12 protein-coding genes and 1 tRNA gene are annotated in these 12,431 nt (G+C 55.7%); 9 read left to right on the forward strand and 4 right to left on the reverse strand.

Going from position 1 to position 12,431, the window contains the following annotated elements; translation table 11 throughout:
• Positions 1–67 precede the first annotated feature (67 nt).
• Positions 68–1,378 carry a UDP-N-acetylglucosamine 1-carboxyvinyltransferase gene (gene murA, locus QZ298_RS04600; RefSeq protein WP_296005907.1) on the reverse strand — a complete coding sequence of 437 codons (1,311 nt, stop codon included), beginning with the start codon at positions 1,376–1,378 and terminating at the stop codon, positions 68–70.
• 259 nt (positions 1,379–1,637) lie between these two features.
• On the opposite strand from murA, the gene rpmH reads away from it, so the two are divergent.
• A complete protein-coding gene (gene rpmH / locus QZ298_RS04605) occupies positions 1,638–1,799 on the forward strand; it encodes a 50S ribosomal protein L34 (protein ID WP_010261331.1) in 162 nt (53 codons plus the stop codon).
• 115 nt (positions 1,800–1,914) lie between these two features.
• Entirely contained in the window at positions 1,915–2,496 is a 582-nt protein-coding gene (locus tag QZ298_RS04610; protein WP_296005911.1) for a GNAT family N-acetyltransferase, read from the forward strand.
• On the opposite strand, the gene QZ298_RS04615 is transcribed toward QZ298_RS04610, so the two are convergent.
• Genes QZ298_RS04615 through QZ298_RS04625 form a run of 3 tightly spaced genes read right to left on the reverse strand, consistent with a single transcriptional unit; the run spans position 2,483 to position 5,161 of the window.
• On the reverse strand, positions 2,483–3,040 hold the full coding sequence (locus tag QZ298_RS04615; RefSeq protein ID WP_296005915.1) for a DUF4924 family protein: 558 nt from the start codon (positions 3,038–3,040) through the stop codon (positions 2,483–2,485). The two genes, QZ298_RS04610 and QZ298_RS04615, sit on opposite strands and share 14 nt — an antisense overlap.
• A gap of 20 nt (positions 3,041–3,060) precedes the next feature.
• Positions 3,061–3,753: a tetratricopeptide repeat protein gene (locus QZ298_RS04620; protein ID WP_296005918.1), complete on the reverse strand. Its 693-nt coding sequence runs from the start codon at positions 3,751–3,753 to the stop codon at positions 3,061–3,063.
• Positions 3,734–5,161: a carbon starvation CstA family protein gene (locus QZ298_RS04625; RefSeq protein WP_296005922.1), complete on the reverse strand. Its 1,428-nt coding sequence runs from the start codon at positions 5,159–5,161 to the stop codon at positions 3,734–3,736. Before QZ298_RS04625 ends, QZ298_RS04620 begins: the two co-directional genes overlap by 20 nt.
• A 117-nt stretch (positions 5,162–5,278) precedes the next feature.
• Between QZ298_RS04625 and QZ298_RS04630 the strand changes: the two genes are divergently transcribed.
• The 7 genes from QZ298_RS04630 (at position 5,279) to QZ298_RS04660 (ending at position 12,365) form a co-directional block, all read left to right on the forward strand.
• Positions 5,279–5,350, forward strand: a tRNA-Thr gene (locus QZ298_RS04630).
• Between the two features lie 335 nt (positions 5,351–5,685).
• Entirely contained in the window at positions 5,686–6,105 is a 420-nt protein-coding gene (locus tag QZ298_RS04635; RefSeq protein ID WP_296005924.1) for an Arm DNA-binding domain-containing protein, read from the forward strand.
• A 170-nt stretch (positions 6,106–6,275) separates the two neighbouring features.
• The gene (locus QZ298_RS04640) at positions 6,276–6,860 is read left to right on the forward strand and encodes a DUF3575 domain-containing protein (protein WP_296005927.1); all 585 of its coding nucleotides are present in this window, start codon (positions 6,276–6,278) and stop codon (positions 6,858–6,860) included.
• 11 nt (positions 6,861–6,871) lie between these two features.
• Complete coding sequence (locus QZ298_RS04645) at positions 6,872–8,305, forward strand: DUF3868 domain-containing protein (protein WP_296005929.1); 1,434 nt, start codon at positions 6,872–6,874, stop codon at positions 8,303–8,305.
• Positions 8,305–10,050 (forward strand): Mfa1 family fimbria major subunit, encoded by a 1,746-nt coding sequence (locus QZ298_RS04650; RefSeq protein WP_296006574.1) that lies wholly within the window; start codon positions 8,305–8,307, stop codon positions 10,048–10,050. Before QZ298_RS04645 ends, QZ298_RS04650 begins: the two co-directional genes overlap by 1 nt.
• Positions 10,051–10,116: 66 nt before the next feature.
• On the forward strand, positions 10,117–11,190 hold the full coding sequence (locus tag QZ298_RS04655) for a FimB/Mfa2 family fimbrial subunit (protein ID WP_296005932.1): 1,074 nt from the start codon (positions 10,117–10,119) through the stop codon (positions 11,188–11,190).
• A gap of 8 nt (positions 11,191–11,198) precedes the next feature.
• Positions 11,199–12,365 carry a hypothetical protein gene (locus QZ298_RS04660; protein WP_296005934.1) on the forward strand — a complete coding sequence of 389 codons (1,167 nt, stop codon included), beginning with the start codon at positions 11,199–11,201 and terminating at the stop codon, positions 12,363–12,365.
• Positions 12,366–12,431: the final 66 nt, after the last annotated feature.

Genomic DNA, 12,431 nt, shown 5'->3' on the forward strand with positions numbered 1-12,431 from the left:
GAATTCCATTATATCGGAAACGGCACACGAACGCAGCCGCTCCCTCTGCTGTTTTCCTTTACTCTTCCTATTCCTCTATCCGCGTGATCTTCGCACCCAGAGCGTTCAGCCGCTTATCGATCTCCTTATAGCCGCGGTCGATCTGGTCGATGTTCTGGATCGTCGAGACCCCCTCGGCCGACATGGCGGCGATCAGCAGCGCCACGCCCGCACGGATGTCGGGCGAAGTCATGCGCGTAGCCCGCAGGCGGATGCGGTGGTCGTGGCCGATGACCGTCGCACGGTGGGGATCGCACAGAATGATCTGCGCCCCCATGTCTATCAGCTTGTCCACGAAGAACAGACGGCTCTCGAACATCTTCTGGTGGATCAGCACCGCCCCCTTGGCCTGGGTGGCCACCACCAGGAAGATCGACAGCAGGTCGGGCGTCAGTCCCGGCCACGGCGCATCGGCGATGGTCATGATCGAACCGTCGAGGAACGTGTCGATGCTGTAATGATCCTGCTGCGGAATATAAATGTCGTCGCCGCGCTGCTCGAAGCGGATGCCCATGCGGGCGAACTGCGCCGGTATGATGCCCAGGTTTTCGTAGGACACGTTCTTGATCGTCAGCTCGGAACGGTTCATGGCTGCCATGCCGATGAAGCTGCCCACCTCGATCATGTCGGGCAACAGCGTGTGCTCCGTGCCGCCCAACGTCCCGACGCCCTCGATAGTAAGCAGATTCGAGGCGATGCCCGAAATCTTCGCACCCATGCGGTTGAGCATCTTGCACAACTGCTGAAGGTAGGGTTCGCACGCCGCATTGTAGATCGTCGTCGTGCCCTTGGCCATCACGGCTGCCATCACAATGTTAGCCGTACCCGTTACCGACGCCTCGTCCAGCAGCATGTAAGTGCCTTTCAGTTCCTTGCCCTCGACCATGAAGAACTCGTCGGCGATGTCGAAATCGAACTTGGCGCCCAGCTTCTGGAAGCCCAGGAAGTGGGTGTCCAGCCTGCGCCGGCCGATCTTGTCGCCGCCCGGCTTGGGAATATAGCCCACGCCGAAGCGCGCCAGCATGGGGCCGATGAGCATTACCGAACCGCGCAGCCGCGTGCAGCGCTGCCGGTAGTCGTCGCTCTTGAGGTAGTCGAAATCGATGTCGCGGGCGCAGAACGCATAGGCGTCGTCTGCCAGCCGCTCGACTTCGACTCCCATGCAGCGCAGCAACTCGATGAGCTGCATGACGTCGAGAATCTGGGGAATGTTGCGCACCGTTACCCGCTCGGGGGTCAGCAAGGTTGCGCAGATGATCTGCAAGGCCTCGTTCTTAGCACCCTGGGGCACGATGCTCCCGTTCAGACGATGCCCGCCCTCTACTTTGAAAACTGCCATGATCGTTTGTGGTTTGAAAGCGCCGGCCCTCGGCGGACGCCCATACAAAGATACGAAAAAGCCGGATACAAAACCAAACTTGTTTGGATTTTGTTGAGACGGAGTATCTCCGGCGCAGCCAAAGGTAGAAACAATCGCCCTTTTTCCCGAGCCTTTTCAAAATATTTTCGTAAAAAATTTTTGCGGTTCGCTTTTTTGTTGTACTTTTGCAATCCGTAAAAATGTAGCGAAACAACAAAAAACAGAGATAGCTATGGCAATGAAGAGAACTTACCAGCCCTCGCGCCGGAAGAGAATCAACAAGCACGGCTTCCGTGCCCGTATGGCTACGGCGAACGGTCGCAAGGTGTTGGCGGCACGTCGTGCCAAGGGTCGCAAGAAGCTGACCGTCTCGGACGAATCGACGTTCAAGTACGCATAGATTCCGTCTCGAACGCAGACAGATCGAAGCCGGCCGTAGGGCCGGCTTTTTTCGTCGGCACGGTCGGCGGACGGAGCAAAGTCGCGCCGCATCGGAACAATAACGGATGCAAACAATGCGAAACGAAACGACAAAAGAAGATCGGTTGTCTACCGGGCGGCTGATTCTGCGGCCTTGGTGCTGCGACGATGCCGAAGCTCTCTACGTCCTGGCCTGCGACGAGCGGGTCGGGCCGGCAGCCGGATGGCCGCCCCACCGGTCAGCGGAGGAGAGCGCCGAGATCATTCGCACCGTCTTCAGCACACCGGAAACCTATGCCGTGGTGTTGCGCGAGACCGACAGCATCGTCGGCTGCATCGGGTTGATCGCGGCCGATGCAAGCAACATCGCTATTGCAGCCGATGAAGCCGAGGTCGGCTATTGGCTCGGCGTGCCTTATTGGGGCCGCGGACTGATGACCGAGGCCTTGCGGGCCTTGATGCGGCGGGCTTTTGAAACATTGGACTATTCCGCTTTGTGGTGCGGCTGGTTCGACGGCAACATCCGATCGCAGCGCGTGCAGGAAAAATGCGGATTCCGTTACCTCCGCACAGAACACGACCAATTTTGGCCTCTTACGGGCGTCGTCGCAACCGAGCACATCAGCCGCCTCTCGCGCGAGGAATGGGCCGCCTCCGTTGAAGTCAACGATCCTTGAACAAGTCCAGTTCGCCGCGCTCCGCTTTTCCGTACATCGCCGCCAGCTCGGCTATGACCGGCGACACCACCTCCAGCGTATCCGTCACAGCGGTTTTGCCGCCCTGCCCCTGAATGCGGTAAAGCATCGTCGCATAGAGCGCCCGGAAACACAATTCCGTGTCGTTCATGCCCGGATTGCCCAGCACCCCGCGCAGACGCGGCAGTTCAGGTTCCAGTTTCGCGAACGTTCGGCGATAGTGTTCGCCCACAGGCAGTTTCAACAATTGCAGATGCAAGTCATGCAAATCCTGAATCAAATGCAGCGTGTGCTCCAGATGCCCCTTCTCTTCCTTGCCCTCCTGGCGCAGCAGACCCGCAATGTCAAGATACCACATCAAGAATGCCGGTTTCTGCTCCTCGGTCAACTCCGTACGCGGCGCCACAAGTTGCGAATAGACCGCCTCGGGACTGAATTGCAGCGCCCGCAACAAATCTTCGACCTGCCACAAATAGAGAATGTATTCGGCGATATTCTCGCACCGTTTGGCTTGTGCTATATCCATCGGTAATATTTAGTTTCGTCTTATCGCGACGCCCGCAGCGCCTCGATGAATCCGGGCCACAAGACCCACAGATTCTCCGTCCGCAGCCATAGTTCACGAGCCTGGGCCGCCACCGTGGGCCGTTCGCTTTCAATATCGCACAAATAGGCTGCATCGGCCGGGTGCTCCTGTGCCGTGAACTCGGCAAAAAACGGGGTAAAACGATTTTTAAAACGTTTTAACTCCCCCTCTGGCAGCTTCCCGTCGCGTTTATATGCCGACCAGAGCAACAGCAGCTCGCGCGAAGCGCTCTTGTCCGGCACATCGTTGATTACCTCGTCGAACAGCTCGTCTTCGTCCATGGCCAGATAGTCGAACGCCAAAAGCTCGCTCCCCTCCAGATGATCCTCGGGATCGAGATCGAGCAACATCTCCAGCATGGCAGCCGACATCTCGAAATCGTCGATCAGGAAGTGGTCGATCGCCGAAGCATGGATCAGCTCGAGCGCCGCCCGCGAGTTGCGGTGGTTCCATTCCAGATTGACCGGCTCATCGTCGGGAATCAATCCGGCCAGCCGCTGAAAAGCCTGGAAGCGACTTTCGCATGCCCCGGCCACATCACCGGCGAGTTGCAGCTCACGGCTGTGCGCCAATATCTTGGCGAAATCATAGGTTCCCTGACCGACCACCTCGAAAGTCTGCTCGGGCGTAGGATTAAGAAAGGCTTTTTGCATCGCGCCGCATTTTAAAAATCATCGCAACAACCACCGCAAGCGTTACCGCACCGGCCAGAAGATAGGCCGCCATGCGGTTCTGCATGCCGAAAAACTGTTCCGAAACAAAGAGAAACGACGAACATACGTACGTCATGAACACCGCCGGCACCAACGCAACCCAACGGTTCGCGCGCCGGGCCGCCAGCCATACTACGACGGCCCACAGCACGATGGCTGCCAGCGTTTGATTCGTCCAGGCAAAATAACGCCATATCACATCGAAGTCGATCCGCGTGATGCCGAATCCGACAACGAAAAGCGGCAGGCACACCCACAACCGTTTGGTCTTACTGCGCTGCTCGATGCGAAACATGTCGGCCACGATCAGACGAGCCGAGCGGAACGCCGTGTCGCCCGAAGTGATCGGCGCCGCGACGACGCCCAACAACGCCAGGACGCCGCCCGCGACACCCAGCATTCCGCGCGACACCGCATCCACGGCCCATGCGGCACTGCCCTGATGCTGCCCCAATGCAGCCGACAACTCCCCGGCACCGCCGAAGAAAGCCATCGCAGCAGCAGCCCAGATCAACGCGATGACCGACTCCGAAATCATGGCTCCGAAAAACACCGAACGGCATTCGCGCTCGTTGTCCACGCATCGGGCCATCAACGGCGACTGCGTGGCATGGAACCCGGAAACGGCACCGCACGCGATGGTAATGAAAAGCGTCGGCATGATCGGCAACGCATGGGTATCGGGCTGGAAATTCTGCAACGCGACAAGCTCCGGAATCCGCCAGCCACCGAAAAGCAACGCCCCCAGCAACCCTAACGCCATGACGACCAACGCCAAACCGAAAACCGGATAAATCCGTCCGATGATCTTGTCGACGGGCAACATCGTAGCCACGAAATAATAAGCCAAAATAATCCATACCCACACGGAAACCGGCACTGCGGAGATCATGTTGGCCAACAGCTGCGCCGGACTCAACAAAAAAACGCCACCGACCAGCACCATCAACAACACCGAAAATACCCGCAGGAAATGTCGCATGCCGTTGCCCAGATAACGCCCGATAACCTCGGGAAGACTCAACCCGTCGTTGCGCACGGCCATCATCCCCGAGAGATAATCATGCACCGCACCCACGAAAATGCCGCCGAGCGTGATCCACACGAAAGCCACAGGCCCGAAGCAAGCCCCCAGCACAGCGCCGAAAATCGGCCCCGTACCGGCGATATTGAGCAACTGGATCAAGAAAATCCGCCACCGCGGCAGCGCCACATAATCCACCCCGTCGCAAAGCCGCCGGCAAGGCGTTTCAGCCCGGGAGTCGGCGCCGGCCAGCCGCTCCATGAAACGCCCATAAGTGAAATAGGCCGTTACCAAGAGCGCCAGGCATAGCAGAAATGTAATCATCCGAGATAGTTTTAGCGCGAATATAGCAACAAAAGAGATATTTTTCGCAAAATTGTTGCGAGAAAAAATATTTTTTCGGATATTTGCACTCCGAATGGAAACCCCGTGTTTCCCCAAGCCGAAATAGCTCAGCGGTAGAGCACTTCACTCGTAATGAAGGGGTCCCGAGTTCAAATCTCGGTTTCGGCTCGAAAATGCGAAAGCGCCGCAGGCGCAGGAACGAATGAAAAACCGCTTCAAGGTTACTTGAAAGCGGTTTTTTTCATTTCGGGCCGTATATCGCGTAGCGATTTTCGCATTTTTGACAGCGCCCCTGCGGCAAGCAGAAGAGATAAAACGAGCGCAGCGAAGTTAAATCTCGGTTTCGGCTCTGAAAATCAAGCGATTGCGTTTTTGACGCAGTCGCTTTTTTTGTGCTCGGATGGCTAAAAAGTGCGAAAAAGGGGGTTCGGACGGGCAATGTTACACATAATGTTACACATAAAATTTAAGCGCCCCGCACGGTTTGCCTAACGCGCAAACAAATGAAAATCAAAGCAATCTGCCGACACGAAATCGTCTACAAAAACGGCAAGTCCCCGCTGGCAATCCGCTTTACGCATCAACGCACCCACAAAACCGTTTCGCTCGACATTTCGGTAGAGCCGCATTATTGGGACAAAGAGACTGAAACGATAGCGGCAAACTGCCCCGAACGTGCAGCCTTGCAAAGTCAGATAGACAACACGCTGGCGAGCTATCGCAAGAAGATTCAAAGGCTGGAAGCGCTGGATATTCCCGTAACATTCGACACGCTTTTCGAGACCGACAAAAGCCGCCGGCACCAAGAGACAAAAGTATGCAGACGCAACGGTTTGCGAACATTCCGGCTTCAAAAATTCTGCAACAAAACGGACGGCACCACATACCGCAAAATGCAGAAACCTTCAAAAAGAGGATTCTAAAATTACAACTCACTCGATCTTAAATATATATCCTCTTCGACCTCTCTTTAAACAAGAGATGTCTCATGTTGTTGAATTTTTTGATATTTTACATAACTTTGCATCTGTCAAAATACCCTCTTGGTAGGACAAAACGCACGTTGTTGGATAAATTAGCAACTAAGATATAAATGAAACATATAATCTTATTGTTGGCTATCGCTGTGTTCGGCTTTACGCAAAGGGTTCAAGCACAGCATGCTGCAATAAAGACCAATCTGCTTTCCGATGCTTTCATGAATATCAGCTTCGGAGTAGAAGCCGGTCTCGCCCCCAGATGGACGCTCAACCTCTCGGGCGAATTCAACGGCTGGACGCTTTCGCACGGCCGGCGATGGAAGCACGAGGTTGTGCAGCCCGAGGCGCGTTATTGGTTCTGCGACCGGTTCGCCGGTCACTTTCTTGGCATACATCTTCATGGAGGTCTGTATAACATGGGCGGATTCGACGGACGGCTCCATTTCTTGGGAACGGACGCCCGCAAACTGAAAGAAACCCGCTACCAGGGTTGGTTCGTCGGCGCGGGAGTAGCCTACGGCTACGCATGGATACTCAACCGACATTGGAACCTCGAAGCCGAAATAGGCTTCGGATACTCCTATACCCGCTACGATCGGTTCCGATGCGTCGGATGCGGGAAAAAGGTGGAAGTCGACAAACCGCATCATTACGTAGGCCCGACCAAAGCGGCAGTCAATCTGGTTTATCTGTTTTGAAACGCATGAGAATGAAACCCGCAATATTCATATTGGCCACCCTGCTGGGGGGGGGAACGTTGTCGGAAAGTTCGGCCCAGGATACGAAAAACATCGTTCCCGACATATCGGTCGAGCGCTTCAAAATGGATCGCAGCGGCAGGTATCTGGCCGTGCGGATGGATGTGGACTGGTCGGAACTCCATGTGAACAGCAACCGCGCCGTGCTGCTCACACCGCGGTTCATAAACGGATCGGATTCGCTCGACCTGCCCTCGATCGGTATCTACGGACGCAGGCGCTACTACTATTATATGCGCAACGGCAGAGGCAACATCTCCGGAGAAAACGAAATCAGCCGCCGGGCCTCGCAAAAAACGAAAACCGTAAGCTACCATAATCCGATACCCTACGAAGAATGGATGAACGGAGCTGAACTGCGCTTCCATCGCAGCGACTGGGGATGCTGCCGCGCCATAGTGGCCGAATACGACGGGCTGCTGGGACAGCACTCCGAAGCGTTCTTTCCCGAGTTGATCTACGTCCGGCCCGAAGCCGAGACGATGAAAAGCCGTTCGCTGTCGGGATCGGCATTCATCGACTTCCCGGTCGACGAAACCATCATCTATCCTGGATACCGCCAAAACATGGCGGAGCTGATCAAGATCCAGAGCACCATCGACTCCGTACGCAACGACGAGGATATCTCGATCGTCTCGGTGTGGCTCAAAGGATACGCCTCGCCCGAAAGCCCCTATTGGCACAACAGACAACTGGCCATCGGACGTACGCAAGCGCTCAAGAAACACATCCGTCTGCTGTTCCATTTTACCGACAAGCAGATCATCACCGAGTACGAACCGGAAGACTGGGAGGGCCTGCGGCGCTACGTGGCGCAGTCCAGCCTGGCTCATCGCAAGGAAATACTCAAGATGATCGACAACAATCTTGAACCGGATGCCAAAGAAGCGAAAATAAAATACACCTATCCGGAAGAATACCGTTTTCTGCTGCAACATTGTTATCCGGCCTTGCGCCATACGGACTATCGCATAGATTACAACATCCGCAGCTACAACGACCCCGAGGAGATCAAACGCATCATGGCGGAACGTCCGGAAAAGTTGAGCCTGAACGAATTCTACCTGCTGGCACGGGAATACGAACCCGGAACGCAAGAATTTACCGACGTATTCGAAGCGGCGGTACGCATGTTTCCCGACGACGAGACCGCCAACCTCAACGCAGCCAACGCAGCCATGCGCCACGGCGACCTGAGCACGGCCGAAAACTACCTGACCAAGGCAGGAAGTTCTGCGGAAGCCGTCTATGCCCGAGGTGCGCTCGCCATACGGTCGAAGGATTACAGGACAGCGGTGCGCTGCATGAGGATGGCCCACGAAATGGGACTCCGGGCCGCAGAAATCATTCTTGCTGAATTACGGGGAAGAGGATACACGGAATGATGAAACGGATTGTTTTACTACTGTTCGGAACAATGGTTTTCAACTCGTGTTCCGAAGATGGAATGTCGGCAGGGAATGTTCCGGGAGACAACGAAAAGCCCCGCTTCCTGGCTGTCGGCATTACAAACCCGTCCATAACGAGTGCGAGGGAAACCCTCTTGTCGGACGACTACGAAACAGGATCGGGCAACGAGGACAAGATCAATTCGCTGAGATTCTATTTCTTCGACCACAACGGCGATCCGGCCCGCATAGGCATAACCGGCAGAAAGAACTATGCGGATTGCACGAAAATTACGTCGGAACCGGAAAGTACCCAGCCCAATGCAGAGAAACGGATGCAGGCGCTCGTTGCAATCAATGCCCAGGACGAACAGATCGCCGGCATCGGCTCTCTGGTGGCCATAGCCAACCATGAAACGGCGGCACTCGGAACGGACGCGCTGTCCCTCGGCGAACTCTGTGCAAGAATAGGCGAATACGATGCCGCCGGGAAAGGGAACGCCGAGAACGCCAAAACGCGGCTCTTTCCGATGACCAGTTCATCCTACGCAGGAACGGACCGGCAGATTTGCACAACAACGATAACGCCCGAACACTTCTGCGAAACGGAAGCCGATGCGATGAAGAACCCCGTGACCATCTACATAGAACGCGTGGTTGCAAAAACACGGCTGAAAACCGCATGGAATGCCGAAAACACCACCGTGACAGAGGGTGTGGCATACAACGGCAGAACCTACACGGCCGTCAAACTGAAAGATGCCAAGGGCAGCGCCATCAAAGTAGGCGGGAAGCAGGTGCATGCTATTTTCATCGGCTGGAACATTACCGGCAAGGCTGACAGATCGTATCTGTTCAAGAAAGTCAACACCGCGACGGCCTGGCAACTGGGCTGGGTATGGAATCATCCTGCTCAATTCCGCTCCTATTGGGCGACGAACCCTGCCGACGTGGCGCTCAAACATATCGCCTATAATGAGATCGACACCGAATTCGGGGAAAACAACGCAGCATACTGTCTGGAGAATGCGGCGGACGATTTCGACAACGGCACCAAGAAATCCTACGATCCCGACCAGGAGATCAGCAACCGCACGCAGGCAATCATCGCCGCAGTATTGATAACGATCGACGCAACCAACAATGCCATCCCGGTCGACCTGGCAAGATGGCTCGGAACCGACTACACGGAAGAAGGGGCAAAGGCCACCATGCTGCACCTGGAGGCGAGCCAAATCTTCACGAAAGAAGAAGGTGCAGCCGCGAAGTTCGTTCCGATCAAACCGGAACACGTGGAATGGGTTACCGGCACCGAAGCCGGAACGGCGGATGACAAATCGGAAAACAGCGCAAGATACCTCAGCTACCTGCAACTGACGGACGAAGCCCGCAGTCTGCAATTCTATTCGGACACCACGGACGATGCCGCCATGACGCCGGAAGCCGTCGACGAGATACTCAAGAACCTGCCCGGCGCCAAAATATGGAAAAACGGGATGACATACTACTACATAGAGTTGAAACACCTGGGTTCGGACGAACGGAAAGGGCTGTTCGGCGTGGTGCGCAACCACCTCTATGATGTCAACATCAATTCGGTGGTGGGCCTGGGCACTCCGGTCTACGATCCCGACGAAAAGATCGTCCCGCAAAAACCGGACAACGACGAAACCTACATCGCCGCAAAGGTCGATGTCCTTTCGTGGAGAGTGGCGAACAACGACTTCGACTTCGAGTGGTAACGACCCGAACGCCGGATACGCATGGCCCCGCGGCACATAAGTTATGAACCGATTATACGAGATGCAATGAATATACTGCGCGGTATCAAATACCTTGGAACAGCGGCCGTCGCACTATTTGCGACTTTGTCCTGCAACGACCTGATCTACGAACACGAAGGGGATTGCGACGTACGCTACCGACTGAAGTTCCGTTACGACATGAACCTGAAGTTCGCCGACGCGTTTGCCCACGAGGTAAAGTCGATCAGATTGTATGCCTTCGACACGGCAGGAGAGCTGGTGTGGCAGGCGTCCGAACAGGGCGAAGCCCTCGCCGCCCAAGATTACGCCATGGAACTGGCCCTTGCCCCCGGAAACTATCGTCTGGTGGCATGGTGCGGACTGGGCGACGAAGAATCTTTCAGCCTGCCCGATGCAGCGGCGGCATGCACTCCCGAGGACTTGCACTGCCGGCTGAACTGCCTGGACGGAGCACCGGCCGAGACCCCGGACGGCCAGGCAGCGCCGGCCTGCTCCGACCAGGATCTGCGCCCGCTTTTCCACGGCATGATGGAGGTGGAACTGCCGGAGGGCGTCGACGGGGAAGAACACACCTACGAAATGATCCTTACCAAGGATACGAACGTGTTCCGCGTAGTGTTGCAACATCTTTCGGGCGAAGATATCGTTGCCGAAGATTTCGAATTCTGCATAGAAGACTGCAACGGATGGCTGGCCTGCGACAACTCGCTGCTGCAAGACGCCCAGGTCGAATACCGCCCGTGGGCGGTTTACTCGGGAGAGGCAGGCGTGGGTGCCGGACGCGCTATAACCACCGTAAAGGTCGTGGTAGCGGAACTGACCGTAAACCGGCTCTTCGTAAGGGACTGGACAAAATACCGACGCCCTGCCCTGACGATACGCACCGCTGCGGACGGAGAACTCGTCGCCTCTGTTCCGATCATCGATTACGCCCTGCTGGTAAAGGGCGAACACTACAAACAGATGGACGACCAAGAATATCTCGACCGGGCGGACGAATACAACATGACATTCTTCCTCGATGCGAACAATCGCTGGACAAGCACCATGATACAGATACTCTCCTGGCGGGTGGTGGTCAACAATTCGAATCTGAACGCACAAACGGTTTTTTGAGAGACACGATGAAACGTTTTTCGCACCATATCATCAAGCTGGCATCGGCATGCTGCCTGATCGCGGCAGCCCCGGCTTGCAGCACCCGGGAGGCCGGTCTCGCAGACGAACCGCAGCGGGACGAAGGCAGGGTGCGGCTCGGACTGACCGCCGAAATTCTCGGCGAGGCGCGCAGCGGCGAGGCGGCCGGGCTGCCGGACAACGAAAAAATGCACACCCTGCGTATCGTCATCCTGCATCCGGACGGTACGGTGGAGCACAACCAGTTCATCGACTTCGGTCACGGCATGTTCTCGGAATATACCCAGGTCATGGAGGTGCAGAAAAACGAGAAAAAGACTATCTACCTGATCGCCAACGAAACCAGCATCTCTACTGATCTGCATGCGGCGCTCGGAACCTACACGGCCGGCAAGAATGATTTCAAGAATGCGGTCGACGATCTGGTCTTCACGCCCGACTACACCCAGCCGCTTCCCATGAGTTCCAAGTACGAAGTCGAAATCCGGGAAGAAGCCCAGAAAGAATGCCGATTTTACCTGGTTCATGCCGCTGCGAAATTTACTTTCCGCTTCATCAACAAACGCGAAGGCGCCGTGGCGGTAAACAGCGTGGCCGTGGCGGAGATCGCCGAAAAAAGCTACCTGCTGCCCCGCAAGATCGCACCGACGATGAAATTTCAAGAAACGGAAGGAGGCGCAGTCGAAGAATTGTATTGGATCGAGTGGCTGAAGAAAGTATCGGACGAAGCCCAACAAAATCCGGACGACAAGGAACTGGCGGACAAGAGAGGATGGATCCAAGACTACGACATCCCCCCGACGACGCACCGGACTGCGGTCATGGAGGCACCCCAGGAATTCCGGGTCGCAGGGCTTACCTACGACATGGGGGTGCCCAAACCGGGCCTTGCCACGTATCCGGCATTCTATCTTCCAGAAAGCAAAGACCTGAAAGACTCCTCGAACCCGTATGGAGAACAAGAATATACCCTGACGCTGCATGTGACCGATGCCAACAACGCAAAGAAGACGTTCAGCCGCCCTTTCGACAACCTGAAAGCCCTTTTCCGCAACACCCACGTCGCGGTGGACATTACCTTTCTTGAAAAAGGGATTCAGGTGGACGTGACGCCTTACAGCGAAGTTGTCCTCGAACCCGAATTCGGATTGTAAACGCTAAAAAGCAAACCTCGATGAAACGTCGGATACCATCTATTTTTCTTTGTGCGGCAATTCTTG

The organism is uncultured Alistipes sp., from assembly GCF_910580175.1.
In the GTDB taxonomy this organism is placed as follows: domain Bacteria; phylum Bacteroidota; class Bacteroidia; order Bacteroidales; family Rikenellaceae; genus Alistipes.

What these genes read in the sequence shown, in the direction of transcription:
- murA (WP_296005907.1), bottom strand. Translation starts at nt 1,378, where the DNA reads ATGGCAGTTTTCAAAGTAGAGGGCGGGCATCGTCTGAACGGGAGCATC.
- rpmH (WP_010261331.1), top strand. Translation starts at nt 1,638, where the DNA reads ATGAAGAGAACTTACCAGCCCTCGCGCCGGAAGAGAATCAACAAGCAC.
- QZ298_RS04610 (WP_296005911.1), top strand. Translation starts at nt 1,915, where the DNA reads ATGCGAAACGAAACGACAAAAGAAGATCGGTTGTCTACCGGGCGGCTG.
- QZ298_RS04615 (WP_296005915.1), bottom strand. Translation starts at nt 3,040, where the DNA reads ATGGATATAGCACAAGCCAAACGGTGCGAGAATATCGCCGAATACATT.
- QZ298_RS04620 (WP_296005918.1), bottom strand. Translation starts at nt 3,753, where the DNA reads ATGCAAAAAGCCTTTCTTAATCCTACGCCCGAGCAGACTTTCGAGGTG.
- QZ298_RS04625 (WP_296005922.1), bottom strand. Translation starts at nt 5,161, where the DNA reads ATGATTACATTTCTGCTATGCCTGGCGCTCTTGGTAACGGCCTATTTC.
- QZ298_RS04635 (WP_296005924.1), top strand. Translation starts at nt 5,686, where the DNA reads ATGAAAATCAAAGCAATCTGCCGACACGAAATCGTCTACAAAAACGGC.
- QZ298_RS04640 (WP_296005927.1), top strand. Translation starts at nt 6,276, where the DNA reads ATGAAACATATAATCTTATTGTTGGCTATCGCTGTGTTCGGCTTTACG.
- QZ298_RS04645 (WP_296005929.1), top strand. Translation starts at nt 6,872, where the DNA reads ATGAAACCCGCAATATTCATATTGGCCACCCTGCTGGGGGGGGGAACG.
- QZ298_RS04650 (WP_296006574.1), top strand. Translation starts at nt 8,305, where the DNA reads ATGAAACGGATTGTTTTACTACTGTTCGGAACAATGGTTTTCAACTCG.
- QZ298_RS04655 (WP_296005932.1), top strand. Translation starts at nt 10,117, where the DNA reads ATGAATATACTGCGCGGTATCAAATACCTTGGAACAGCGGCCGTCGCA.
- QZ298_RS04660 (WP_296005934.1), top strand. Translation starts at nt 11,199, where the DNA reads ATGAAACGTTTTTCGCACCATATCATCAAGCTGGCATCGGCATGCTGC.